This is a genomic window from Pseudomonas brassicacearum, assembly GCF_003732175.1.
GTDB classification, from domain to species: Bacteria; Pseudomonadota; Gammaproteobacteria; order Pseudomonadales; family Pseudomonadaceae; genus Aquipseudomonas; species Aquipseudomonas brassicacearum_G.
Window position 1 is genome coordinate 160,476 of record NZ_MOBI01000005.1, and the last position, 25,919, is coordinate 186,394.

24 protein-coding genes are annotated in these 25,919 nt (G+C 58.4%); 12 read left to right on the forward strand and 12 right to left on the reverse strand.

What is annotated here, in order from left to right:
• The first annotated feature begins 122 nt into the window (after nt 1–122).
• From mdtD to yccS, 4 genes are all read left to right on the forward strand, one after another.
• Nucleotides 123–1,550: a multidrug transporter subunit MdtD gene (gene mdtD / locus BK658_RS04770; protein ID WP_221178591.1), complete on the forward strand. Its 1,428-nt coding sequence runs from the start codon at nt 123–125 to the stop codon at nt 1,548–1,550.
• Nucleotides 1,551–1,655: 105 nt separating this feature from the next.
• Nucleotides 1,656–2,993, forward strand: coding sequence for an ATP-dependent RNA helicase DbpA (dbpA, locus tag BK658_RS04775; RefSeq protein ID WP_259740051.1), 1,338 nt, complete (start codon nt 1,656–1,658; stop codon nt 2,991–2,993).
• Between the two features lie 133 nt (nt 2,994–3,126).
• Nucleotides 3,127–4,305 carry a BaiN/RdsA family NAD(P)/FAD-dependent oxidoreductase gene (locus BK658_RS04780; protein ID WP_054594403.1) on the forward strand — a complete coding sequence of 393 codons (1,179 nt, stop codon included), beginning with the start codon at nt 3,127–3,129 and terminating at the stop codon, nt 4,303–4,305.
• A gap of 289 nt (nt 4,306–4,594) precedes the next feature.
• Complete coding sequence (yccS, locus tag BK658_RS04785) at nt 4,595–6,778, forward strand: YccS family putative transporter (RefSeq protein ID WP_123581283.1); 2,184 nt, start codon at nt 4,595–4,597, stop codon at nt 6,776–6,778.
• A 158-nt stretch (nt 6,779–6,936) separates the two neighbouring features.
• On the opposite strand, the gene BK658_RS04790 is transcribed toward yccS, so the two are convergent.
• Nucleotides 6,937–7,674: a substrate-binding periplasmic protein gene (locus BK658_RS04790; RefSeq protein ID WP_123581284.1), complete on the reverse strand. Its 738-nt coding sequence runs from the start codon at nt 7,672–7,674 to the stop codon at nt 6,937–6,939.
• Nucleotides 7,675–7,939: 265 nt separating this feature from the next.
• Here BK658_RS04790 and BK658_RS04795 point away from each other — a divergent pair, with 265 nt between their 5' ends.
• Nucleotides 7,940–8,392 (forward strand): GNAT family N-acetyltransferase, encoded by a 453-nt coding sequence (locus tag BK658_RS04795; protein WP_123581285.1) that lies wholly within the window; start codon nt 7,940–7,942, stop codon nt 8,390–8,392.
• Nucleotides 8,393–8,515: 123 nt separating this feature from the next.
• Here BK658_RS04795 and BK658_RS04800 read toward each other — a convergent pair whose 3' ends face one another.
• The 3 genes from BK658_RS04800 to BK658_RS04810 are packed head-to-tail and all read right to left on the reverse strand — an operon-like array spanning nt 8,516 to nt 11,497.
• Nucleotides 8,516–8,812, reverse strand: coding sequence for a winged helix-turn-helix domain-containing protein (locus tag BK658_RS04800; protein ID WP_123581286.1), 297 nt, complete (start codon nt 8,810–8,812; stop codon nt 8,516–8,518).
• 27 nt (nt 8,813–8,839) lie between these two features.
• Nucleotides 8,840–9,331 carry a M48 metallopeptidase family protein gene (locus tag BK658_RS04805; protein WP_019694032.1) on the reverse strand — a complete coding sequence of 164 codons (492 nt, stop codon included), beginning with the start codon at nt 9,329–9,331 and terminating at the stop codon, nt 8,840–8,842.
• Nucleotides 9,332–9,373: 42 nt separating this feature from the next.
• Nucleotides 9,374–11,497, reverse strand: a complete 2,124-nt coding sequence (locus BK658_RS04810) for a putative bifunctional diguanylate cyclase/phosphodiesterase (protein ID WP_123581287.1) — start codon at nt 11,495–11,497, stop codon at nt 9,374–9,376.
• A 322-nt stretch (nt 11,498–11,819) separates the two neighbouring features.
• On the opposite strand from BK658_RS04810, the gene BK658_RS04815 reads away from it, so the two are divergent.
• The gene (locus BK658_RS04815) at nt 11,820–12,491 is read left to right on the forward strand and encodes a polysaccharide lyase family 7 protein (RefSeq protein ID WP_123581288.1); all 672 of its coding nucleotides are present in this window, start codon (nt 11,820–11,822) and stop codon (nt 12,489–12,491) included.
• Nucleotides 12,492–12,982: 491 nt separating this feature from the next.
• A complete protein-coding gene (locus tag BK658_RS04825) occupies nt 12,983–13,276 on the forward strand; it encodes a fructose-bisphosphate aldolase (protein WP_123581290.1) in 294 nt (97 codons plus the stop codon).
• Nucleotides 13,277–13,306: 30 nt separating this feature from the next.
• Here the strand turns inward: BK658_RS04825 and BK658_RS04830 are convergent, their stop codons facing one another.
• Nucleotides 13,307–14,563: a type II toxin-antitoxin system HipA family toxin gene (locus tag BK658_RS04830; protein WP_123581291.1), complete on the reverse strand. Its 1,257-nt coding sequence runs from the start codon at nt 14,561–14,563 to the stop codon at nt 13,307–13,309.
• The gene (locus tag BK658_RS04835; RefSeq protein ID WP_123581292.1) at nt 14,556–14,807 is read right to left on the reverse strand and encodes a helix-turn-helix transcriptional regulator; all 252 of its coding nucleotides are present in this window, start codon (nt 14,805–14,807) and stop codon (nt 14,556–14,558) included. Before BK658_RS04835 ends, BK658_RS04830 begins: the two co-directional genes overlap by 8 nt.
• A gap of 293 nt (nt 14,808–15,100) precedes the next feature.
• Between BK658_RS04835 and BK658_RS04840 the strand changes: the two genes are divergently transcribed.
• Complete coding sequence (locus tag BK658_RS04840; protein WP_123581293.1) at nt 15,101–15,925, forward strand: aspartyl/asparaginyl beta-hydroxylase domain-containing protein; 825 nt, start codon at nt 15,101–15,103, stop codon at nt 15,923–15,925.
• A gap of 596 nt (nt 15,926–16,521) precedes the next feature.
• Complete coding sequence (locus BK658_RS29790; RefSeq protein WP_148049702.1) at nt 16,522–16,791, forward strand: hypothetical protein; 270 nt, start codon at nt 16,522–16,524, stop codon at nt 16,789–16,791.
• Nucleotides 16,792–16,897: 106 nt separating this feature from the next.
• On the opposite strand, the gene fba is transcribed toward BK658_RS29790, so the two are convergent.
• The 6 genes from fba to tkt form a co-directional block, all read right to left on the reverse strand.
• Nucleotides 16,898–17,962, reverse strand: a complete 1,065-nt coding sequence (fba, locus tag BK658_RS04845; protein ID WP_019694035.1) for a class II fructose-bisphosphate aldolase — start codon at nt 17,960–17,962, stop codon at nt 16,898–16,900.
• A gap of 251 nt (nt 17,963–18,213) precedes the next feature.
• The gene (locus BK658_RS04850) at nt 18,214–18,546 is read right to left on the reverse strand and encodes an MliC family protein (protein WP_123581294.1); all 333 of its coding nucleotides are present in this window, start codon (nt 18,544–18,546) and stop codon (nt 18,214–18,216) included.
• A 59-nt stretch (nt 18,547–18,605) separates the two neighbouring features.
• Nucleotides 18,606–18,827: a hypothetical protein gene (locus BK658_RS04855; RefSeq protein ID WP_123581295.1), complete on the reverse strand. Its 222-nt coding sequence runs from the start codon at nt 18,825–18,827 to the stop codon at nt 18,606–18,608.
• A gap of 34 nt (nt 18,828–18,861) precedes the next feature.
• Nucleotides 18,862–20,025, reverse strand: a complete 1,164-nt coding sequence (locus BK658_RS04860) for a phosphoglycerate kinase (RefSeq protein ID WP_123581296.1) — start codon at nt 20,023–20,025, stop codon at nt 18,862–18,864.
• Between the two features lie 25 nt (nt 20,026–20,050).
• Entirely contained in the window at nt 20,051–21,136 is a 1,086-nt protein-coding gene (epd, locus tag BK658_RS04865; protein ID WP_123581297.1) for an erythrose-4-phosphate dehydrogenase, read from the reverse strand.
• A 151-nt stretch (nt 21,137–21,287) separates the two neighbouring features.
• The gene (tkt, locus tag BK658_RS04870; protein ID WP_123581298.1) at nt 21,288–23,285 is read right to left on the reverse strand and encodes a transketolase; all 1,998 of its coding nucleotides are present in this window, start codon (nt 23,283–23,285) and stop codon (nt 21,288–21,290) included.
• Nucleotides 23,286–23,324: 39 nt separating this feature from the next.
• Here tkt and BK658_RS29795 point away from each other — a divergent pair, with 39 nt between their 5' ends.
• From BK658_RS29795 to metK, 3 genes are read left to right on the forward strand one after another with little or no spacing between them, the layout of a single operon-like run.
• Entirely contained in the window at nt 23,325–23,546 is a 222-nt protein-coding gene (locus tag BK658_RS29795; protein WP_148049703.1) for a hypothetical protein, read from the forward strand.
• A gap of 12 nt (nt 23,547–23,558) precedes the next feature.
• A complete protein-coding gene (locus BK658_RS04875; RefSeq protein ID WP_123581299.1) occupies nt 23,559–24,554 on the forward strand; it encodes an ArsR/SmtB family transcription factor in 996 nt (331 codons plus the stop codon).
• 18 nt (nt 24,555–24,572) lie between these two features.
• A complete protein-coding gene (gene metK / locus BK658_RS04880; protein WP_103316704.1) occupies nt 24,573–25,763 on the forward strand; it encodes a methionine adenosyltransferase in 1,191 nt (396 codons plus the stop codon).
• Nucleotides 25,764–25,919 lie beyond the last annotated feature (156 nt).

Consider the following 25,919-nt stretch of genomic DNA (forward strand, 5'->3'; position numbering starts at 1 on the left):
CGCTCTGCGTGGGAGTGTATCCATGGACGCTCTGCGTCCCGCTCTTGAACTGTGACGCGGAGCGTCACGGGCTGCATTCCCACGCAGAGCGTGGGAACGATCATTTCCAAACACGAGGTCCCATGCCCAACCGTCCGGCTCTTGATGCAATCACCGCCCGTTGGGTCCCCTGGGTGGTGGCGATTGCGTTTTTCATGCAGTCCCTCGACGGGACCATCCTCAACACCGCCCTGCCCGCCATGGCCCTCGATCTGGCAGAAGACCCACTGCGCATGCAAGGCGTGATCATCGCCTACATGCTCACGGTCGCCTTGCTGATTCCGGCGTCGGGCTGGGTCGCCGACCGCTTCGGCACCAAGAAAATCTTCTTCGGCGCGATCCTCTTGTTCAGCCTCGGCTCTTTGCTCTGTGCGCTCTCCAGCACCTTGACCATGCTGGTCGGCGCCCGGGTGATTCAGGGACTGGGCGGCGCATTGATGCTGCCGGTCGGGCGACTGGTGGTGCTGCGCGCTTACCCGCGTTCGGAACTGGTGCGGATCATGGGCTTCATCACTATTCCCGGTCTGCTCGGGCCGTTGATCGGTCCGACCATGGGCGGCTGGATGGTGCAATACCTGACCTGGCACTGGATCTTCCTGATCAACCTGCCGGTCGGGCTGATCGGCTGCTACGCGGTCTGGAAATTCATCCCGGACCTGCGCGGCACCGAGCGCACGCGCTTCGACGGCTTGGGTTTCCTGCTGTTCGGCGCGGCGATGGTGCTGATCACCATTGCCATGGAAGGCTTGGGCGAGTTGCACCTGCCACATTTGCGGGTGATGTTGCTGCTGTTTGGCGGTATGGCGTGCCTGGCGGCTTATTGGCTGCGGGCCGGGCATATCGACAATCCGTTGTTCGCACCGGCGCTGTTCAAGACCCGGACTTTTGCCGTGGGCATTCTCGGCAACCTGTTCGCCCGGCTCGGCAGCGGCGCCCTGCCGTTTCTGGTGCCATTGCTGCTACAGGTCGCCTTGGGCTACTCACCCTCCCTGGCGGGGATGAGCATGTTGCCACTGGCAGCAGCAGCGATGTTCGCCAAGTCGATCGCGCGACCGCTGATCGAGCGCCTGGGTTATCGCATCGTGCTTACCGGCAACACCCTGGCGCTGGGGATCATGCTGGCGAGCATGGGCCTGGTCAGCGAGCAGACGCCTTATTGGTTGCTGCTGGTGCAACTGGCGATACTCGGGGCAATCAACTCCTTGCAGTTCACGGCGATGAACACCGTGACCCTGATCGACCTCGACGACGCCAGCGCCAGCAGCGGCAACAGCCTGCTGTCAGTGGTCGCGCAGTTGTCGCTGAGTCTCGGCGTTGCCTGCGCCGGCGCCCTGCTGGGCGGCTTCACGGCGGAGGCCGGCAATGATGGCGTGGACACGGTGCTGGGCGCGTTCCAGCTGACCTTTGTGACCGTCGGCATCATGGCGATGCTCGCCGCGACGATCTTCTCGCAACTGTCGAGAGAAGACGGACGGCGCGTCAAGCGTCCGGAATCGCACATAGAGCCTTAGGGCGAATGGCCACTGGGCTGGTACACTGCGCGACATTTTGTTTTGCAGGCCAGTCCCGTGACCACCATCGCCACCGCTTTTAATACTTTGCCGCTGTCCGCCGCCATGCTGGCTAACCTCGACTCCCTCGGTTATGCCCAGATGACGCCGATCCAGGCGCAAAGCTTGCCGGTGATCCTCAAGGGGATGGACCTGATCGCCCAGGCCAAGACCGGCAGCGGCAAAACCGCCGCCTTCGGTATCGGCCTGCTGAACCCGATCAATCCGCGCTTCTTCGGCTGCCAGGCACTGGTGATCTGCCCGACTCGTGAGCTGGCTGACCAGGTCGCCAAGGAAGTCCGTCGTCTGGCCCGCGCCGAAGACAACATCAAGGTCCTGACCCTGTGTGGCGGCGTGTCGTTCGGTCCACAGATCGGTTCGCTGGAGCACGGCGCCCACATCATCGTCGGCACCCCGGGACGCATCCAGCAGCACCTGCGCAAGGGTTCGCTGGTGCTCCACGGCCTGAACACGCTGATCCTCGACGAAGCCGACCGCATGCTCGACATGGGTTTCTACGACTCCATCGAAGAAATCATCGCCCAGTGCCCTGAGCGTCGCCAGACCCTGCTGTTCTCCGCCACGTACCCGGTGGGCATCAAGCAACTGGCGTCGAAGTTCATGCGCAATCCGCAGCAAGTGAAGGCCGAGGCGTTCCACGACGACACGCAGATCGAACAGCGTTTCTTCGAGATTTCGCCGGAAGAACGCATGGACGCGGTGGTCAAGGTCCTCGCGCATTTCCGTCCGCAATCGACAGTCGCTTTTTGCTTTACCAAGCAGCAAGTGCAGGAAACCGTCGACCACCTGACTGCCAAAGGCATCTCGGCCGTTGGCCTGCACGGTGACCTGGAACAGCGTGATCGCGACCAGGTACTGGCAATGTTCGCCAACCGCAGCACATCCGTATTGGTCGCTACCGACGTCGCCGCCCGTGGTCTGGACATCGATGCGCTGGACATGGTGGTCAACGTCGAACTGGCCCGCGACTCGGAAATCCACATCCACCGCGTTGGCCGTACCGGTCGTGCCGGTGAGAAAGGCATCGCCATCAGCCTGGTAGCGCCGTCCGAAGCGCATCGCGCCCAAGCCATCGAGCAACTGCAGAAGTCGCCGCTGAGCTGGGGTCAGTTGGACAACCTGACCTCACAGGGCGGCGCCCCGCTGCTGCCAGCCATGAGCACCCTGTGCATCGGTGCTGGTCGTAAAGACAAGGTTCGCCCGGGTGACATCCTCGGCGCACTGACCGGCGATGCCGGTGTTCCTGGCGCCCAGGTCGGCAAGATCGCGATCTTCGACTACCAGGCCTACGTCGCCGTGGAGCGCGGGATCGCCAAGCAAGCCTTGCAGCGCCTGAACGACGGCAAGATCAAAGGCCGCTCGCTGCGCGTACGGATTCTCTGATCCTGATCGTTCCCACGCTCTGCGTGGGAATGCATCCCGTGACGCTCCGCGTCACAAAGCGGACGCAGAGCGTCCATGGCGGCGTTCCCACGCAGAGCGTGGGAACGAGCTGAACACAGTTGAGGACACCGTTTTGCGCTCTACCGAAGTCGTGATCATTGGCGCTGGCGCCGCTGGGTTGATGTGTGCACTGACCGCCGCCGGGCGCGGGCGCAAGGTGATGTTGCTCGACCACGCAAACAAGGCCGGCAAGAAAATCCTCATGTCCGGTGGTGGCCGCTGCAATTTCACCAACATGTACACCGAGCCGAGCAATTTCCTTTCGCAAAACGCACACTTCTGCAAATCCGCGCTGGCGCGCTACACCCAGTGGGATTTCATCGGGATGGTGGCCAAGCACGGCGTGCCGTACCACGAGAAAAAGCTCGGCCAGCTGTTCTGCGATAACAAATCCAGCGACATCCTCGGCATGCTCCTCGACGAGTGCGATCAGGTCGGCGTCAGCCTGCACCTCGACACCTCGATCCAGCAGATCGAAAAACTCGACAGCGGCTACCTGCTGGAAACCACGTTGGGCCAACTCACCTGCGAATCGCTGGTGATCGCCACCGGCGGCCTGTCGATTCCGACCCTGGGCGCCACCGGTTTCGGTTATCAAGTGGCCAAGCAGTTCGGCCACCAGTTGCTGCCCACCCGCGCCGGCCTGGTGCCGTTCACCATTACCGACCAGCTCAAAGAGCTATGCACCGAGCTCTCCGGTACGTCGGTAGATTGTCTGGTGAGCTGCAACGATCAGAGCTTTCGAGAGAACATCCTGTTCACCCACCGCGGCCTCAGCGGCCCGGCGATCTTGCAGATTTCGTCATTCTGGCAATCCGGTGACGCGGTTGAAATCAATCTGATGCCCGACCATGACGTGCCGAGCTGGCTGCAACAGCAGCAAGCCGAGCGCCCGAACAGCGAACTGAAAACTCTGCTCGGCGAAATCTTCACCAAGAAGATGGCCAATCTGCTGGCCGACAACTGGTTCGTCTCCAAGCCGATGAAGCAGTACACCCATGCGGAGCTTGCCGATATCGCCGCCAAACTGGCGAGCTGGACACTGGTCCCGGCCGGTACCGAAGGCTATCGCACGGCCGAAGTCACGCTCGGTGGCGTCGACACCCACGAAGTCTCGTCCAAAACCATGGAATCGCTGAAAAGCCCTGGCCTGTACTTCATCGGCGAAGTGCTGGACGTCACCGGACACCTGGGCGGCTTCAACTTCCAATGGGCCTGGGCCTCGGGTTACGCGGCGGCGCAGTACGTCTGACACTCTCGAATACGTGATCGGGCTTTTGTGGCGAGGGGGCTTGCCCCCGTTGGGCTGCGAAGCGGCCCTAAAACCTGTTGCCGCATTCTGTCTGGCGTACCGCATTTGCAGTGTTTACGACTGCTACGCAGCCGGACGGGGGCAATCCCCCTCGCCACAGGATTAATTGCAGCTCTTGCACTTGTACAAGGAAGGAACAGTTTTTGCTGTCAGATGTGATCGGCGCCATTGCGTCGTCGTCATTACTGGCTCAATTTAGCTGCATTGCCCCGGAAGGCCTCCGTACTTCATGCCATCAACCTCGTTTCGTCAGACTCTGCGTCGCCTTTGGGCGCTGGATAAATTCAGCTACAGCGTACGGGTGTTCATCGCCCTGACCGGTACCATGGCGCTGTGTTGGTATCAAAATGAAATGGGCCTGCTGATCCCGCTGTTCCTGGGGATTATCGCCAGCGCCCTGGCCGAAACCGACGACAGCTGGCAAGGCCGGCTCAATGCGTTGGCCGTGACGCTGGTGTGCTTCAGCGTTGCCGCGTTCTCGGTCGAGCTGCTATTCCCCTACCCGTACATTTTCGTGTTCGCCCTGGCTCTGGCCAGTTTCGGCCTGACCATGCTCGGTGCCTTGGGCGAACGCTATGGCGCGATTGCCTCGGCAACGTTGATTCTGTCGGTGTACACCATGATTGGTGTGGACCAGCGCGGCGGCGCGGTCACCGATTTCTGGCATGAACCAGTGTTGCTGGTAGCCGGTGCCGCCTGGTATGGCTTGCTCTCGGTGCTGTGGCAGGCGCTGTTTTCCAACCAGCCGGTGCAGCAGAGCCTGGCGCGGTTGTTTCGCGAGCTGGGGTTTTACCTGAAGCTCAAATCATCGCTGTTCGAGCCGATCCGCCAGATGGACGTCGAAGCCCGCCGGCTGGAACTGGCGCAGCAGAATGGCCGAGTGGTCGCGGCGCTCAATGCTGCCAAGGAGATCATCCTGCACCGGGTCGGCAACGGTCGACCGGGGTCGAAAGTCAGCCGTTACCTGAAGCTGTATTTCCTCGCCCAGGACATCCACGAACGCGCCAGCTCTTCGCACTATCCGTACAACGCCCTGGCCGAAGCCTTTTTCCACAGCGACGTGCTGTTCCGCTGCCAACGCCTGCTGCGCCAGCAAGGCAAAGCCTGCCGGGCATTGGCCGAGTCGATCCAGATGCGCCAGCCGTTCGTCTATGACGACAGCTTTGCCGAAGCCCTGAGCGACCTGCACGCCTCCCTCGAACACCTGCGTATCCAGAGCAACCCGGCCTGGCGCGGCTTGCTGCGCTCATTGCGTGCACTGGCAGCCAACCTCGGCACCCTTGACCGCTTGCTCAGCGACGCGAGTAATCCCGACAGCCTGGCCGACGCCACCGACAGCAGCCTGCTCGACCGTTCACCGCGCAACCTCAAGGACGTCTGGACACGCCTGCGCACGCAGCTGACGCCGACCTCGTTGCTGTTTCGCCACGCCCTGCGCCTACCTCTGGCGCTGACCATCGGCTACGGCATGGTGCACTTGATCCACCCATCGCAGGGCTATTGGATCATCCTCACCACACTGTTTGTCTGCCAACCGAACTACGGCGCCACACGGCGCAAACTCGGTCAGCGGATCCTTGGCACCGCGATCGGCCTGACCCTGGCCTGGGCGTTGTTCGATCTGTTTCCCAACCCGCTGGTGCAATCGTGTTTCGCGATTGCCGCTGGCGTGGTGTTCTTTATCAACCGCACCACCCGCTACACGCTGGCGACTGCAGCAATCACCTTGATGGTGCTGTTCTGCTTCAACCAGGTCGGCGACGGCTACGGGCTGTTCCTGCCAAGACTCCTCGATACCTTGCTTGGCGGTCTGATTGCGGGGCTCGCGGTGCTGCTGTTCCTGCCGGACTGGCAAGGTCGACGACTGAACAAAGTGCTGGCCAACACCCTGACCTGCAACAGCATTTACCTGCGCCAGATCATGCAGCAATACGCTGTCGGCAAACGTGATGACCTGGCCTATCGGCTGGCTCGACGCAATGCCCACAACGCCGATGCGGCGCTGTCGACTACCTTGGCCAACATGCTCATGGAACCGGGGCATTTCCGTAAGGAGGCTGACGTTGGTTTCCGTTTCCTGGTGCTTTCCCACACCTTGCTCAGCTACCTCTCGGGCCTCGGCGCACACCGCGAAATCCAGCTACCTGCTGACATTCGGGAACAGTTGATCAACGGTGCCGGCGTCAGTCTGGCGACCAGCATCGACGAAATCGCCCAAGGGCTGGCAAGCAAATCGCCGATTGCGATTCAGAGCGACGAAGAAGAAGCCCTGGCCGCCGGGCTTGAGCAAATGCCTGACGAAATCGATGAGGGTCAGCGTCTGGTGCAAACCCAACTGGGGTTGATCTGCCGGCAACTGGGACCGTTAAGAACGTTGGCGGCGCATTTGATCAAGGATACGAGCGAGGATTGAGCTCTTCAGGGCCTGCCTGGCCCCCATCGTCGGATCGCCGCCCGGAGCCGGCTCGCTCCCATTGGGGATCTTCGTCGTGCCGCAGATCAGTGTGGGAGCGAGCCTGCTCGCGATGGGGCCGTCAGAATCAATATAAAGCTTGGTTCAGCCTTCAAACCCTACATCCCATGCTGCCTGAGCAATCGCTCATAGCTGCCATCCTCCTTCATCGCTGCAATCTCGCGGTCGAAACCGGCAACAATCTGCTCATGGTCGGGATTCTTCAGGCTGACCAGTATGTGCAGGCTGTTTTCACTGAGAGGATTGGGCAGGAACTCCACAGCATTGCGCACCTTGGAGGATTCGCGCGCCAGGTAATAGCGGGCAACGTATTCGTCTTCCAGGGTCAGCTTCACCCGGTCAGCGGCGAGCATGCGCACCGCCATGGGGAAGTTGTGCACCTGGACTTTCTGCAAGGCGGCATCGCCGTCAAACTCGGGCGAATAGGCATAACCACGCACCACGGCAACCGGATAGGTGTGCAGCTGCTGCAAGTTGTTGTATTCGATCGGCGTGTCTTTACGCTTGAGGAAACGTATCCGGTTGAGCAGGTACTCACTGGAAAACTGCCCGATGTGGGTGCGCTCCTCGTTGAACCAGGCATTGACCAGCACGTCGTAACGCCCTTCGCCCACACCCAGCAAAGCCCTGGCCCAAGGCACCTGCTCGAAATCACTGGCATAACCCGCCCGCGCCAGCGCAGTACTGACAATGTCAGTTGCCACCCCGCCATTGACCAGCGTGGCATCGGTAAAGGGGGGCCAGGCATCGGCCACCAGCCGCAGTTTTTCTGCTGTGGCGGTCTGGCTCAGCAACAGCAATCCAACCAAAGCAACAGCTCGATGCAATCGCGGCATGCTAAAAAATCCTTAGCGGGCGGGCAGCCCAGCGTGTTTTTAGCCAAAACTCGAAGGCCGATGTGCCGAATCACGGCCACAACCCAGGCCCTAACAGTAGCTCATTGAAGCCACAACAAACCGCTAACAATCAGATTACACAAAGAAGACAACGTCGCGAGAAATGAATGGTGGCATTTTGGCCTTTGTCACAGTTTTTTATGCCGCAAGACATCCGCTAACGGGACGCTTAGTATCGGAGCAACGTTGTTCAAGGAATGTGAAGATGACAATTGATTGGGTCTGCAAACACCACAGCGATCTGGGCAAAGAGCAGTTGTACGCCATTTTGCAGTTGCGCACGCAAGTGTTCGTCGTTGAGCAGAAATGCGCCTATCAGGAAGTCGATGGGCTGGATCTGGACGGTGACACCTGCCACTTGATGGCCTGGGACGGCGATCAGCTGGTGGCCTACCTGCGTTTGCTCGACCCGATTTCACAGGGCGGAGACGTGGTGATTGGGCGGGTGGTGATTGCTCCCCAGGTACGAGGCCAGGGCCTGGGTCATGAGTTGATGGCGCAGGGGCTCAAGCAGGCTGAGAAATACTGGCCTGAAGTGCCGATCTATCTGTCGGCCCAGGCACATTTGCAGGGGTATTACGGGAGGTACGGGTTTGTCGTGGTGGGCGAGGAATACCTGGAGGATGACATTCCGCATATCGGGATGCGTCGTCCCTAGTGATCGTTCCCACGCTCTGCGTGGGAATGCCGCCATGAACGCTCTGCGTCCGCTTCGGGATGTGACGCAGAGCGTCACGGGATGCATTCCCACGCAGAGCGTGGGAACGATCAAGCACCTCCGTCAGGGATACTCAAGCACTGCTTTGATCTGCTGCAGATTGCGCTCGATCCAGCGCGGATCAATCGCCCCCCAGCCCAGGATCCGATAACGCCCGGCATGGTTGCGCGCGCCCTCTTCCTGCTCGAACTCGCACACAATATCCAGATCGGCCAACGCGGCAATGGTGTCCTGGGCTGTACGCCGCGGCATGCCGGTGACGTCGGTGAGTGCCGGGACGTTGCTGGCCAGACCGCGGTCGATCAGGTACGCCACGTACAGGCGGCGGTAGAAGCTGCTTTTGGTCTTGCTAACGTCCATTCACCCGCTCCATGTTTAAAAGATCTGCTATTGCATATCCCGCCACGTCAGGTACACCCGCAAGTCGAACTCCAGCTGGTGATAGCCCGGCAGCATATGCTCGCACAGCTTATAGAAAGCCTTGTTGTGATCGGACTCTTTGAAGTGCGCGAGTTCATGCACCACGATCATTTTCAGAAACTGCGGCGCGGCGTCCTTGAATAACGAGGCGATGCGGATTTCTTTCTTGGCCTTGAGCTTGCCGCCCTGCACCCGCGAGATCGCTGTGTGCAGGCCGAGGGCACGGTGGGTCAGGTCGAGACGGTTGTCGAACAGCACTTTGTCGATGGCCGGCGCATTGCGCAGGTATTCCTGTTTCAACTCCAGCGCATAGCTGTACAGCGCCTTGTCACTCTGCACCGCGTGCTTGTCCGGGTAACGCTGGCTCAGGTAGTCGCCCAGCCGATCCTGATCGATCAACTGGCGCACTTGATCTTGCAAGGCAGCGGGATAAGCCTGGAGGTACTTCAGCGCGGTCATGGGTCAACAACAGAGTGACGAAAGACCGCCAGTGTAGCGAATTCAGGCGGTCAGCGCGCTCCAGTCAAACGGCTGTGCAAAGCCACCGGCATCCTCGGCCATCAGCGGCCTGGCCACCAGGAACCCTTGCACATACTGGCAACCGTTGGCCTCAAGCCATTGATACTGCGCAACGGTCTCCACGCCTTCGGCGATCACCAACATCCCGAATTGCTTGCACAGCCCGATGACGCTGCGCGCCAGCGCTGCATCCCGAGGCGAATCGAGTATCCGGGCAATCAGGTGCCGGTCGAGCTTGAGCGTGTCCAACTCCAGATCGCGTAAGTGCGCCAACGAGCACGGCCCCGAACCAAAGTCATCCAGCGCTACCCGCACCCCGAGGTGACGCAACAGACGCAGCTGTTTACGTGACTCATCAACATTTTGTATCAAGGCGTCTTCGGTGATTTCAACTTCCAGCTGAGACGGCTGCAGCTCATGTCGCTCCAGCACCTGACGCAATTCGGTGACCAGGTTCGGCATGCCGAACTGGGTGCCACTCAAGCTCACACCAAGTACCAGATCCTTGGCAAACAGGGTTTCCCAAGCTTTACGCTGCTTGGCGCCGCGATGGTAAATCCAGCTGCCGAGACGACTGATCAGCCGCGCCTCTTCCAGCAGTGGTAAAAACAACCCCGGCGGGACATCGCCGACACTCGGATGCTGCCAGCGCAGCAAGGCTTCAAACCCGCGAATGCGACCGTCGACAATCGCCACCTGAGGTTGATAGACCAGGTTGAAATCCTGATTTTCAATGGCCGTGCGCACGCTTTCTTCGAGCATCAGCCGCGAGCGCGCGCGACCGTTCATTTCATGGTCGTAGAAGCGATATTGCTGACGCCCGGCACGCTTGGCCTCGTACATCGCGATGTCTGAGGCGCGCAACAAGCCGTCAAGGCTGGAACCACAATCGGGATAGGTCGCAATGCCGATGCTCGCGCCGAGCGCCACATCCAGCCCTTCAATCTGCTGACAGATCGAGATTCGCTCGATGAGCTTCTCGGCAATCTTCGCCGCTTGCTCGGGAAACTCCAGATCGAGCAACGCAGTGAATTCATCGCCGCCCATGCGCGCCAGAATGTCGAACGGCCGAAGACAGGCTTTCAACTGCTCCGACACCCAACGCAGCACCCGGTCACCGGCATCGTGCCCCAAGGAATCGTTGACCCGTTTGAAGCCATCAAGGTCCAGGTACAACAAGACCCACGCGCTGTCAGAACGCTCACCGCGCAACAGCAGGTTTTCCGCCGTCTGGTAAAAACCACGGCGATTGAGCAGCCCGGTCAGCGGGTCTGTGACAGCCTGGAACTCCAGCTGCTGATGCAGATGGCGGACCACCGACATGTCGAGCACGGTCACCACCATGGCCCGCTGTTCGGACGGCAATGGCGCACAGGACAACGCCACCGGCACTTGCTGACCCGGCGCGGTGCGCAGGATTGCATCGTGCACGCGCCAGGTCTCACCCCGTTGATAACCGGCATAAATGTCAGAATCAGCCCACACCGGCACGTGCGGTTTTTGCAGGAAGTCCACAAACTCCGTGCCTTGCAATTCGGTGACCGTCGCATTGAGCAGGCGGGACATGGCTGGATTGGCAAAGCGAATGAGGCCATCCTCGCCCACCACCAGAATCCCTTCGGCAGCGTTATCCAGCACCGAGGCATTAAAGGCGCGTGCGGCTTCCAGATCCTGGCTCAACCGCTGCAAGGCCCGGCGATTGCGCTGGTGTTCAAGCAGGGCCTGGACTTTGGGTTTGAGGATTTGCGGGTCAAACGGTTTGAACAGGTAATCCACCGCGCCACTGGCATAGCCCTTGATCACCGCATCCTGGGACTGTTCGTTGGCGGTCAGGAAAATGATCGGGGTCAAACGGGTACGCTGGCTACCGCGCATCAAACGCGCCACTTCAAAACCGTCCATCCCTGGCATCTGCACATCGAGCAGCACCAGGTCGATTTCATGTTCGAGCAATAGGCTCAAGGCTTCAAAGCCGGAAGCCGCGGTCATCACCTGCCAGTCCTGGCGCTGTAACAACGCACGCATGCTGATCAGGTTTTCAGGGTAATCATCCACGATTAATAGAACTGAGCTGCCTTCAACTGGCTTGGGTTGCGCGCATTCCATGCTGCTTCTCTTTTGGTGACGTCAGGCCGGTACCGTCGAAAAAAACCGGACACATACTTCGACTCCACTCTAGACCGGGATCTGCCAAAGCAGTAGGTGTCATCACGCCATCACCAATGGCAAAGCCTCAGACTCCGACTAACGGTCAGTGCCAAAGCCAGCAAGACCGGGAAAAGTCGCCATTTGACAGAACGTTGACGCCAGTTATCCGCCAGACGGGCATTAACAAGCACCCGTTCTACGCTTATAAAGACTGCCCTCTAACGCGCGGGCTAGAGCTTCTGGCACGTTCGTTCAGCTAGAATTCGCGGATGCTTTGACCATGATCGATCTCGCAACCTGGAACCTCAGCGTTCCTGTCGGCACCCCTCCGTACACCGTTGATACCGCCAAACTGGTGGACGGTTTCAAGGATCAATACTTCCACTCCGACACCGGCACGCTGTTCTTCTGGGCACCGGTGACCGGCTCGCGCACGGAAAACGCGATTTACCCGCGCACCGAGCTTCGCGAAACCTACAGCAACGGCACCTTGCGCAACTGGCTCTACCCCGAGGCCGATAACGTGCTGCAAGCGACCCTGGCGGTGAACCAGGTACCGAGCTCGGGCAAGATCGTCATCGGCCAGATCCACGCCTACAACAGCCAAAAACCCTTGGTAAAAGTCGAGTACCAGTACAAAACCAGCACCTCGACTGGCAACATCGTGGCCAAGGTACGCATGCACCCGGACGATAACGAAGGTAGGGTGATTACCATCGCCACGGGGGTGAAACTGGATCAGGAATTCTCCTACCTCATCCACCTCAGCTCCGGCGGTGCCCTGGGTATCAGCGCTGCGGGCTTCCAATGGGACACCCAGATCAGTGCCACCTGGCGCGACAAACCGCTGTACTTCAAGGCCGGGGTGTATGTGCAGGACAACACCGGATACACCAGCGAGGGCGGGAAAGTGACGTTCAGCAAGCTGGATATTGATCACAATAAAACCTGACGGAGCTGACTCCTGATCGCTCCCACGCTCCGCGTGGGAACGATCAGTTCAGTAGGAACAATCCCATTGTGGCGAGGGAGCTTGCTCCCGCTGGGTTGCGAAGCAGCCCCAAACCCTACCACCTCATTTCCTCAGACACACCACACCGCCCGGTTTACGACGGCTGCGCCGCCGAGCGGGAGCAAGCTCCCTCGCCACAATGACCGCGCAACGGTCCTACAGCCCGGTTGCACCCGCCAAAATCGCCGCTTACAGTCCATCCCGTCAGCTGGCTTCGGTCAGCGGCAGGGTTTCGCAGCCCTTATCCAGCACCGTCAAAAGACAGCACAGGTAAACTCTCCTGCGTTTCGTTTCATGGCGGCTGTGTGTGGGAGGCTTTCGGGTCTGCCGGGGTTTTAATTCTTTTCCTGGTCTGCGAACCCGCGCACAGCTGCCACCCAATTTGTTTCGCAGCGAACGGTGGCCATTCTTTTTCTTGAAAGGATTCCGCTATGACTACGCAAACCCCGCCCCGCCGCTTCACCCCCTTCACCCAAATCGCCACCGACTACCCCGTCCTGCTCATCGACAGCCACGCCCCGCTCCGCGAGCTTCACGCCTGCGTCAGCGAACGCCTCAACGCCGTCCTCAAGTACCTCAACCTCATGGCCTGCACCAGCCTCCCCGACTACGCCGAGAACGACATCAACACCGTCACCAACATCGCGCGGATCATGATCCAGGACATTACCGATGTGTTTGGGGTGATTGAGCAGCGAGGGTTTGACGAGCCGGCGAATGGCTGAAAGTTTGGCGTATGAAAAGGGCGAGACTGATTAAATGAATTTGCCCCCTTTTCTTTGCTTGATCGAGTCATTAAGTGCCATCAACCGCCCCGCATCCCATTCGGCCAACATCCCCGCAAACAACTCACCGTCTATCCGATGCCGATTAGCTGCCAACGCCTCGGTCATCGCCTCGGCAATTCGCTCAATAATCAAAGCCGGTTTATCCACCGCGCAGTGCTTACGACCAAATTCAATCAGTTGCTGACGATCTGGATAGGTCTTTACCTTGTTCATCTTGATGGCCAACGTCCGGTCAACCAATGATCTCCCAGACTTCGGATTGTAGTTTTCGTAAACGGTTGTAGTGGTCACATCAAAAACAGGCGCCAACTGCACCGTCTCAAGCGCTTCAGGATGGGTGTAAATAACCCCGAAATTCTTCAAATGCGCGTCGCCATTGCGAACCATCACCGAAAGACACACATAAGAGAAAAATCGTTCAAGCTCACGTATCGGCTCGCCATGTCGGCACACTTGGCTAATCACCGCCGCTAGCGTCTCGTAACTTTGGGAGTACTTGTAGTTATCGTGAGGATCCTTGTTGAGACTGAGCAGTACGGCCATGTCTTCAAAACCAAGCCGGCCAGTCGTTGTCAGGTCGAATCGCTCCATCACAAACAGATCGCCGCTTTCCGACAGCCAGAATGGCGGTGTTTCCAGCCCCGCAAGGCGGGCCGCTTCCAAGCAGAGAAATTCGTTCTGCGCCAAGTGTGCATACTCGTCGGCCCCTGACTTAACGATCAGGTCGGAACTGAGCATGGTTTTTCGGTTACCAGTGAGCTTGTCCAGATCGGGCACCAGCACCTTGGGCTGTACGCCTGAAATGCCCGACTCAAAATAGGTATCGACGAGAAATTCGAAGACGCCTTGCGAGGTATCCGCTGACAGAATTTCTTGCAGCCCGACCTGAGCACGAACCGGCGCGAATGCCTCTGTCGGGTTCTGATAACTGAGTCGGCCGATCTGATTCCCCCCGATGACCGATAACAGGCGCATTTCATCCACCTGCATGTGCTTGGCCATCCGGCGTTTGATCTGATCAGCCAGAAACCCTTCTGGCACGTTCATATCGAATATCGGGTGTAAAACGTTGTTGATTGATGGCGTCGGGTCATAGGGCATGACCAGTGAAACCTCGCGTGGCCCTTCGGCAGATGCGTAGGCAAACGAGAACTGGGAACCTTTGGAGAGTTCGCCGGAGAGCCCCTGTGGTGTCTCTACGTTGAGCGACTTGACTCTACTCATCAGATTCCACCAATTCAGCGAGGGATTTGAGGTCGATCCGGCTATCGACAACTTCAAGCGCCATGCCCAACGCCGAGATGACCCTGAATGCCGTGTACAGCGACACATTTTCGCCAGCTTCAAGGTCGATGATGGTTTTACGGCTACATTTCGCTCGGTGTGCCAGTTGTGCCTGGCTGTGGCCTTGGGAGCGACGCAGCTGACGCATTCGCTCGCCGAATACGGCCGGGTTGTTCAGGAGCATAAATGTCACCTATATCGGACTTTTACAGAGATACTTTTCATTATGTCCGCTATAGGTGACATTTCAAGCACCTTATGTCAGCTGCTTCCGAAAATAAAAATCCGGACAAAAAAACGCCTCGCTGCGATTTTTTACTGACACCGAAGAAAAATTCATCTCCTTGCATCTGAGAAATCTTTACAAACAAGAAACATTTATTACAGAATGAGCCCTTATGATGGCGAATATAATGTTTGTCCTATAGGTATTTTTCAAATCCAAATACCCGCACCGCCTCAGGGGAACTGAGTTCCATGAACACTCGAGTCATCCGCAAGAAAGCAGTCTCGGCAGTCACCATTCTCGGTATTGCCGCCATTATTTATTGTTTCCCGGTGGCAACCCTTTGGTTTCTTGCTGTGCTTTGTATTTGCGGCATCTATGACTTCCTGCGCAATGGCATCTTCGATACCGACATCATCAAAAAGTATTTTATAGGTGGCGGCCGTAATACATGGTTACTCGCGCCTCTGAATACTTTTTTCGATCTGTTGTGCAAGCCAAGCCGTTATGTTTACACGTTGCGCGATCTTCCCGAAAGCCACCAGCACGATATCAACTATGTAATTGAAACCGCGATGGCTCACAAGGAAGAGATCATTGCATTCCTCGATGCGCGCATGGCCCAGAAAAAGCGTGGCATGTTGTTCTTCCAATGGTATGGCCGCAAGATCGATACCGAACTCAACATCCCCGCACTTCAGAAGAAACTGCCTTATATCAAGACCATCGGCGTATCGGTTTTCAATGAAAATCAGTCGACGTCCTTTCACTTCGGGCCATTGCGCATGATGTACCGCGTGCTCTACAACATCATGCCGGCCGCCCATCATGACGGTGTGTACATTCAGGTCAGGAAGCAAAAACACTACTGGCACGACGATCCGCTGTTCATCTTTGATGACACGCTGTTACACGCATCCTTCAACAAGAACAACGCCAAGCGCTACTGCCTGTTCCTCGACATACTGCGCCCGTCCTGGGCCTCTTTTATCCTGAACGGCATCGTTGCGTCGTTTGCAGGCGTAGCCTTCGCCTTGCGCCGGTTCTTTTACAAGAACTGGAAACTTATTCAGTAAGCGTAAAAAACGGGAAAACCTTAGTTACCCCATCACTCTCACCCAACGAAAACCCGCCTCTCGGCGGGTTTTTCGTTAGTGCAATTAAACGCTCAGCTCTTAGGAAAATAATTGGCTGGATGAGGATCCTTGCTTCAGTAAACTGGGCGAGACGGATACAGAGCACCGCGCACGCTATAAATCTTTTGTGGAGCAGACCATCCCAACGCCCGAACTACAACTGATCAGCGATGCCGTCTAACGCAATCAGCTCACCGGCAGCCCGCGCTTCACGGGTGAAATAGAAGAAAATACAAGGCGACACATCACACAACGGGAGCGAGGCAGGCCGATGAAGGCGTTCGAATCAAACACAAAGGGTGATTAAATAAATCCTCTCCACTTTCTTTATTATGCCGCCAACTTTTCCCAGCTATACCAAATTCGTTTAATTATTTCATGCGATTATCGCGAAATCGCATAGTTAACTGTCACTTCTTACAGGTGACCCAGCAGCAGATGATGCCTACTATCACAACGCGACATCTAAAGCGGAACGGATGAACGCATCCATTACATATCACCCGTTCCACACATCAAAAAAGGAGATTTAGATCATGGCGATTCAATATATAACTTTCAATTCGTGCACCGCACCAGGAACAGTTACCATCGGAGGCCAAGCCAAAGCATATGACCCAATCTACATGTGTGTAGCAGCACACGGAGCATTATTGGGCGCCAGCATGGCTGACCAGAATGGTAATTTCACTGTCGTTGGTTCTATTACCGGGAAATTCCCACCGGGCTCTTATGACATCACATTAACCGACGTGCCGGGCGGCTCTGGAACTTGGACCACTCCTGTAAGAGCCACCTTCAATTAAATGCAATAATAATGAGGGCAATATTCACTTAATCCTCATTGATATTTCCCGTATAAAAAACCCGCCTCTCGGCGGGTTTTTTATTAGTGCTATCAAACGCTCAGACTTAGTTAACCTTGGCGTTCAACTCACCCTTCAAATAACGCTGGAACATCGCTTCCAACGAGATCGGCTTGATCTTCGAAGCATTACCGGCAGTCCCAAACGCTTCATAACGTGCGATGCACACATCACGCATGGCCGTCACGGTGGCGCCGAAGAATTTACGTGGGTCGAATTCGCTCGGGTTGGTGGCCATCAGGCGACGCATCGCACCGGTGGATGCCAGACGCAGGTCGGTGTCGATGTTGACCTTGCGCACGCCGTGCTTGATGCCTTCGACGATTTCTTCAACCGGTACGCCGTAGGTTTCTTTGATGTCGCCGCCGTACTGGTTGATGATCGCCAGCCACTCTTGCGGTACCGAAGAGGAACCGTGCATCACCAGGTGGGTGTTCGGGATGCGCTTGTGGATTTCCTTGATGCGGTCGATGGCCAACACGTCGCCGGTTGGTGGCTTGGTGAACTTATAAGCGCCGTGGCTGGTGCCGATGGCGATGGCCAGGGCGTCGACCTGGGTGCGCTTGACGAAGTCAGCGGCTTCTTCCGGGTCGGTCAGCATTTGGCTGTGATCGAGCACGCCTTCTGCACCGATACCGTCTTCTTCACCGGCCATGCCGGTTTCCAGCGAACCCAGGCAGCCCAGCTCGCCTTCTACCGATACGCCGCAGGCGTGAGCCATGGCCACGGTTTGTTGGGTAACGCGGACGTTGTAGTCGTAGTCGGTCGGGGTCTTGCCGTCTTCGCCGAGGGAGCCGTCCATCATCACCGAGCTGAAGCCCAGCTGGATCGAGCGCTGGCAGACGTCAGGGCTGGTGCCGTGGTCCTGGTGCATGCACACCGGGATGTGCGGGAATTCTTCGATTGCCGCCAGAATCAGGTGACGCAGGAATGGCGCGCCAGCGTATTTACGGGCGCCGGCCGAAGCCTGGACGATCACCGGGGAGTCAGTCTTGTCAGCGGCTTCCATGATGGCGCGCATCTGCTCAAGGTTGTTGACGTTGAAGGCTGGAACGCCGTAGCCGAACTCGGCTGCGTGGTCCAGCATCTGGCGCATGCTGATAAGTGCCATGGTGTGTGTCTCTCCCGGTTGAGGGTCGTTAATCGTGCAAGCCTGCCGTAGCGGCGGCTGCTATTCAAGTTAATGCAGATCGGGGGTAAGACCGGCCTGCGAATTCGGTGGTGCTTCAATCTCAAGAACTACACCGACCCACTGTGGGAGCGAGCCTGCTCGCGATAGCGGTTGCTCAGTCACATCATCGTTGGATGTGCCATCCTCATCGCGAGCAGGCTCGCTCCCACATTAGGTCCGTGGTGTGTCAATTACTGCGCTTTACAGCCGCGGCCGATCAAATCGTTGGTGGCGACCCAGTACACCAGGCCTTCCTCACCTTTGACGTGAAACGCCAGTTTGTCATCGCTGTACAGCGAACCACTGCCTGCCGGCTCCAGCTTCAAGCGGTGCACCTGATCGTCGCCACCCAGGCGCACGTCAACAGCGTTGTGGCTGTTGTCAGTGTAGTGCCAGAGTACTTGTGCCTGGCTGTCGCAAACCCAGGTCGTCCATGCATCAGGCGCGGGCGACGACGCGAACGGGTTCATAGTGGCGCAACCGGCAAGTACTGCCAGTGCCCCCACGGCTATCAAGCCTTTCATCAATGTTCCTCGGCTGGCGGCGCACGCCACCAGCACTGGGAGTGTGTGAGTCAGACCGGTCAAGGGCAACCATGTTCCTTGGCCGGAGTCCGTGTCTCGTATTTATCCAGGCCATCCGGCCCGGAACGCTTGTTGAGCACCGGGTTGGTTTCTGCTTGCCAGTCAGCCTGATAACAGCCTTTGTCCGGCGCGCCGGTATCCGTTTCCGGCGCGGCTTTCGGGGTACTCCCGCAGCCGGCCAGTACACCCGCTGCGATCAATGTCGCTAACGACTTGACCATGTAAACACTCCTTTGCCTGGCCAATGGATGACCCTTAGGCCTTTGCCCGGCTTTCCAGGACTTCAACCGCTGGCAGCACTTTGCCTTCGACGAACTCGAGGAACGCGCCGCCGCCGGTAGAAATGTAGGAGATTTGCCCGGCAACACCATACTTATCGATGGCTGCCAGGGTGTCGCCACCGCCCGCGATGGAGAATGCCGAGCTGTCTGCAATGGCCTGAGCCAGGACTTTGGTGCCGTTACCGAACTGGTCGAATTCGAATACGCCGACCGGGCCGTTCCACAGGATGGTTTTCGACGACTTCAGCAGCTCAGCGAAGTGCGCCGCAGTCTGTGGGCCGATGTCGAGGATCATGTCGTCTGCCGCTACGTCGGCGATCAACTTGACGGTCGCGCTAGCGCTTTCGGCGAATTCCTTGGCAACCACCACGTCGACCGGCAACGGCACGCTGACTTTAGCGGCGATGGCGCGGGCGGTGTCCAGCAGGTCTGGCTCGTACAGCGATTTGCCGACCGGGTGACCGGCAGCAGCCAGAAAGGTGTTGGCGATGCCGCCACCGACGATCAGTTGGTCGCAGATCTGGCTCAGGCTGTTCAGCACGTCGAGTTTGGTCGAGACCTTGGAGCCGGCGACGATGGCTGCCATTGGCTGGGCCGGGGCGCCAAGGGCTTTGCCCAGTGCGTCCAGCTCGGCAGCCAGCAACGGGCCAGCCGCAGCGACTTTGGCGAACTTGGCCACGCCGTGGGTCGAACCCTCGGCACGGTGAGCGGTGCCGAAGGCGTCCATCACGAACACGTCGCACAGGGCAGCGTATTGCCGGGCCAGTTCGTCAGCGTTCTTTTTCTCGCCTTTATTGAAGCGCACGTTCTCGAACAGCACGATGTCGCCAGCCTTGACGTCAACGCCGTCCAGATAGTCGGACACCAACGGCACTTCACGGCCCAGAGCCTTGCTCAGGTAGTCAGCAACTGGCTTGAGGCTGTTCTCGGCCGAGAATTCACCTTCGGTCGGACGGCCCAGGTGCGAGCAGACCATCACCGCCGCGCCTTTTTCCAGGGCCAGCTTGATGGTCGGCAGCGAAGCCAGGATTCGCGCATCGCTGGTGACAACACCATCCTTGACTGGGACGTTGAGGTCTTCGCGGATCAATACGCGCTTACCTTGCAGATCGAGGTCGGTCATCTTCAACACGGTCATGGGTCGCATTTCCTGGATAGCTGTTTTAGAGAGCAGATTTTTTAGAAACAGAGAGTTGAGAAGCAGAGAGCTTGATAGCGGTTTGCAGATAGTGTTCTGCAACATCCAGCATTCGGTTGGCAAAACCCCATTCGTTGTCGAACCAGGCCAGCACGTTCACCAGCCTTGGGCCGGAAACGCGGGTCTGACTGGCATCGACGATCGCCGAATGTGGGTCATGGTTGAAATCACAACTGGCATGAGGCAATTCGGTGTAAGCCAGAAGCCCCTTGAGCGGGCCGCTGGTGGCAGCCTCGCGCAGGATCCGGTTGACTTCACTCGCGTCAGTGTCGGTAACGGTTTGCATCGTAATATCGAGGCAAGACACGTTGACCGTCGGCACGCGTACAGCTTTGGCCTGAATTCGCCCGGCAAGTTCCGGCAGCAAGCGTTCGATACCACGCGCCAGGCCGGTGGACACCGGGATCACCGACTGAAACGCCGAACGGGTACGGCGCAGGTCTTCGTGATGGTAGGCGTCGATGACCGGCTGATCGTTCATCGCCGAGTGAATCGTGGTGATCGACACGTAATCCAGACCAAAGGCCTGATCCAGCAGCCGCAACAGCGGCACGCCGCAGTTGGTGGTGCAGGACGCATTGGACACCAGCCGTTCATCGCCGGTCAGACAATCCTGATTGACGCCATAGACGATGGTGGCGTCGACATCCGCTTCGCTGGCCATCGGCTGGGAAAACAGCACACGCGGCGCACCGGCGTCGAGAAAGCGCTGACCGTCTGCGCGCGTGTGGTAGGCGCCGGAGCACTCCAGCACCAGATCGACGCCCAGCGACGCCCAATCGATGCCTTCGGGGATGGAACTGCGCAGGACCTTCACGCAGTTGCCATTAATATGCAGACAATCGCCGTCGACCTTCACCTCACCGGGAAAACGCCCGTGGGTGGAGTCGAAGCGTGTCAGGTATTCGATGCTGGCCATGTCGGCCAGATCGTTGATCGCCACAATTTCAAACCCGCCAGCCGCCCCTCGCTCGAACAAGGCACGCAAGACGCAACGACCAATCCGGCCGTAGCCGTTGAGTGCAACTTTGTAAGGACGCGGTTGAGGCATGGGGTTCTCGATTACCGTGGTGAATCCTTCAATCCGGTGTTGCCTGAACCAACGCTATCGCGAGCAGGCTCGCTCCCACAAGGATCTTCACCGACCCTGTGGGAGCGAGCCTGCTCGCGATGACGTCAGATCAGACGACACATTTTCTGGATCAGTCTTCCAGCAGCTCTTCAGCCTGACCCAGGATGTTTTCCAGGGTGAAGCCGAACTCTTCGAACAAGGCAGGCGCAGGCGCCGACTCGCCGTAGGTGGTCATGCCGATGACGCGACCTTCCAGGCCCACGTACTTGTACCAGTAGTCCGCGTGTGCGGCCTCGATGGCGATACGGGCGCTGACCTGCAACGGCAGAACCGCTTGCTTGTAGCCGGCATCCTGAGCATCGAACACGCTGGTGCATGGCATGGAAACCACGCGCACCTTGCGACCCTGTTCAGTCAGTTTGTCGTAGGCCTGAACGGCCAGGCCGACTTCCGAACCAGTGGAGATCAGGATCAGCTCTGGCTCGCCTGCGCAATCCTTGAGCACATAACCACCGCGGTTGATCAGTTCGATCTGCACCGCGTCACGGGTTTGGTGCTGCAGGTTCTGACGCGAGAAGATCAGCGCTGTAGGACCGTCTTTACGCTCCAGGGCGTTCTTCCAGGCCACTGCCGATTCAACGGCATCGGCTGGACGCCAGGTGTCGAGGTTCGGTGTGCAGCGCAGGCTGGCCAGCTGCTCGATTGGCTGGTGAGTCGGACCGTCTTCGCCCAGACCGATGGAGTCGTGGGTGTAGACGTGGATCACGCGCTGCTTCATCAGGGCGGACATGCGCACTGCGTTGCGGGCGTATTCCATGAACATCAGGAAGGTCGCGCCGTAAGGCACCAGGCCGCCGTGCAAGGCAACGCCGTTCATGATGGCAGTCATGCCGAACTCGCGAACGCCGTAGTACATGTAGTTGCCGCTGGCATCTTCAGCGCTGACACCTTTACAACCTTTCCACAGGGTCAGGTTGGAACCGGCCAGGTCAGCCGAACCGCCGAGCATTTCCGGCAGCAGCGGGCCGAACGCGTTCAGGGCGTTCTGGCTGGCTTTACGGCTGGCGATGGTTTCGCCTTTGGCCGCTACTTCAGCGATGTAGGCCGAAGCTTTTTCAGCGAAGTCTTCTGGCAGCTCACCGCTCAGACGACGGACCAGCTCGTTGGCCAGCTCCGGGAATTCGGCGGAGTAGGCCGCGAAGCGCTGATCCCACTCGGCTTCGACAGCGCGACCGGCTTCTTTGGCATCCCATTCGGCATAGATGTCGGCCGGGATTTCGAAAGGGCCGTAGTTCCATTTCAGCGCAGTGCGGGTCAGGGCGATTTCCGCGTCACCCAGTGGGGCACCGTGGCAATCTTCCTTGCCTTGCTTGTTCGGCGAACCGAAGCCGATGGTGGTTTTGCAGCAGATCAGCGTCGGTTGCGCGCTTTTGCGGGCAGTCTCGATCGCGGTCTTGATCTCTTCCGGGTCGTGACCGTCAACATTGCGGATCACTTGCCAGTTGTAGGCTTCGAAACGCTTTGGAGTGTCATCGGTGAACCAGCCTTCGACTTCGCCGTCGATGGAGATGCCGTTGTCATCGTAGAAAGCGATCAGCTTGCCCAGGCCCAGGGTACCGGCCAGGGAACTGACTTCGTGGGAAATGCCTTCCATCATGCAGCCATCACCCAGGAACACGTAGATGTGGTGGTCGACAACATTGTGACCTGGACGGTTGAACTGCGCCGCCAGGACTTTTTCTGCCAGGGCAAAGCCCACGGCGTTGGCCAGGCCCTGACCCAACGGGCCAGTGGTGGTTTCAACACCCGGGGTGTAACCGAGTTCCGGGTGGCCCGGTGTGCGGCTGTGCAGTTGGCGGAAGTTTTTCAGGTCATCGATCGACAGGTCGTAGCCGGTCAGGTGCAGCAACGAGTAAAGCAACATCGAGCCGTGACCGTTGGACAGGATGAACCGGTCGCGGTCGGCAAACGATGGATTGCTCGGGTTGTGCTTGAGGTAGTCACGCCAAAGCACTTCGGCGATATCCGCCATACCCATAGGGGCACCGGGATGGCCGCTGTTGGCTTTTTGCACGGCATCCATGCTGAGGGCACGAATGGCGTTGGCACGCTCACGACGGCTGGGCATCGCTGTTCTCCTGCGGATTCTGAATCGAGAGTGAATAGGATGAAACGGAAAAAAGGCGAGCATTTTCCCTCACCCGGACGCCTCGGGGCAATGACAGATAGTCATCTGGAGACGTTTTTCCAATGGATAACGCAGGTTTCTAATGATGAAACCTTTCCGCGCTTGGTTTGTAGAGTGAAGCGCAGCCCGGTAAGTGCCATCTATCGAGCAATATCAAAACTTTTTGATATTGCCCTTGCGGGGATTTCGGTGGATCACTAGACTGCTGGCCTTATGAATTTACGCGTGCCTTCCATTCGCCATGACGATTGCGATGAGCTGGCGGCCTTGTGCAAGGCCGGCGGCGATCCGTTGCGGCTGAACGTTTTGCGCGCACTGGCCAACGATTCGTTCGGCGTGCTGGAGCTGGCGCAAATCTTCGCCACCGGCCAGTCGGGCATGAGCCACCACCTGAAGGTGCTGGCCCAGGCCGATCTGGTAGCGACCCGCCGTGAAGGCAACGCGATTTTTTACCGTCGCGCCCTGCCCCACACCGAATTGTTGGGCGGCAAGCTGCACGCAGCACTGCTCGACGAAGTAGACAACCTGACCCTGCCCAGCGATGTGCAGGCACGGATCAGCCAGGTCCACAGACAACGAGCCGCTGCCAGCCAGGACTTTTTCTCACGGGTTGCGGAAAAATTTCGCGCCCAGCAAGACTTGATCGCCGGCTTGGCGCAGTACCGTGAAAGCGTGCTGGCCCTGCTCGACAAGTTGAGTTTCAGCGAAGGCGCCACCGCGATTGAAGTCGGCCCCGGCGACGGCAGTTTTCTGCCGGAACTGGCGCGCCGATTCAGTCAGGTCACGGCGCTCGACAACAGCCCGGCGATGCTCGAACTGGCGCGTCAGGTTTGTGAACGTGAAACGCTGGCTAACGTCAGCCTGCAATTGGCCGATGCATTGGATGGCGTAAGCCTTGAGGCCGATTGCGTTGTACTGAACATGGTCTTGCACCATTTCGCCGCGCCAGCCGATGCGCTCAAGCAGATGGCCGGTTTGCTGCAACCAGGCGGTAGCCTGTTAGTGACAGAGTTATGTAGCCACAACCAAAGTTGGGCCAGGGAGGCCTGCGGTGATCTTTGGTTGGGGTTTGAACAGGACGATTTGGCCCGTTGGGCCACCGCTGCGGGACTCGTTCCCGGGGAAAGCCTCTATGTAGGCTTACGTAATGGTTTCCAGATCCAGGTCCGCCACTTTCAGCGACCGGCTGGCGACACTCACCATCGGTAAATTCAGGAAAACATCGAGATGAGCGAATACTCCCTTTTCACCTCCGAGTCCGTGTCTGAAGGGCATCCGGACAAAATCGCCGACCAGATTTCTGATGCGGTGCTGGACGCCATCATTGCTGAAGACAAGTTCGCCCGTGTGGCGTGCGAGACTCTGGTGAAAACGGGCGTGGCGATCATCGCCGGCGAAGTCACCACCTCGGCCTGGGTCGATCTGGAAGACATCGTCCGTAACGTGATCCTCGACATCGGCTACAACAGCTCGAATGTTGGCTTCGACGGCGCGACCTGCGGCGTGATGAACATCATCGGTAAGCAGTCCCCCGACATCAACCAGGGTGTTGATCGCGCCAAGCCTGAAGACCAGGGCGCCGGCGACCAGGGCCTGATGTTCGGCTACGCCAGCAACGAAACCGACGTGCTGATGCCAGCACCGATCACCTTCTCGCACCAACTGGTTCAGCGCCAGGCCGAAGCCCGTAAGTCCGGCCTGCTGCCTTGGCTGCGCCCGGACGCCAAGTCGCAAGTAACCTGCCGCTACGAAAACGGCAAGGTTGTCGGTATCGACGCCGTTGTACTGTCGACCCAGCACAACCCGGAAGTATCCTACAAAGACCTGCGCGAAGGCGTGATGGAACTGATCGTCAAGCACGTGCTGCCTGCCGAGCTGCTGTCCAAGGACACCCAGTTCCACATCAACCCGACTGGCCAGTTCATCATCGGTGGCCCGGTGGGCGACTGCGGCCTGACCGGTCGCAAGATCATCGTTGACAGCTACGGCGGCATGGCCCGTCACGGCGGCGGCGCGTTTTCCGGTAAAGATCCATCGAAGGTTGACCGTTCGGCTGCCTACGCCGGTCGTTATGTGGCCAAGAACATCGTGGCTGCCGGCCTGGCCGAGCGTTGCGAGATTCAGGTTTCCTACGCAATCGGCGTCGCTCAACCGACTTCGATTTCGTTGAACACCTTCGGCACCGGCAAGATCAGCGACGACAAGATCGTCAAACTGGTCCGCGAAGTGTTCGACCTGCGTCCATACGCAATCACCACCATGCTCGACCTGCTGCACCCGATGTACCAGGACACCGCTGCGTACGGCCACTTCGGTCGCACCCCGGAAACCAAAACCGTGGGCGACGATACATTCACCACGTTCACCTGGGAAAAAACCGACCGCGCCGACGCCCTGCGCGCCGCTGCCGGTCTGTAAGACTTTCCTGGCTGCACAAAAAGCCCCGCACGGTTCGCCGTGCGGGGCTTTTTCATGGGCGCTGATCCGGTCTGGACACACCCTGAAAACTACCCGCGCTCGCTAGCCTCCCTGCTGATCTAGCCTTCAGGCATCCCCCTCGAGCAAGGATGCTCA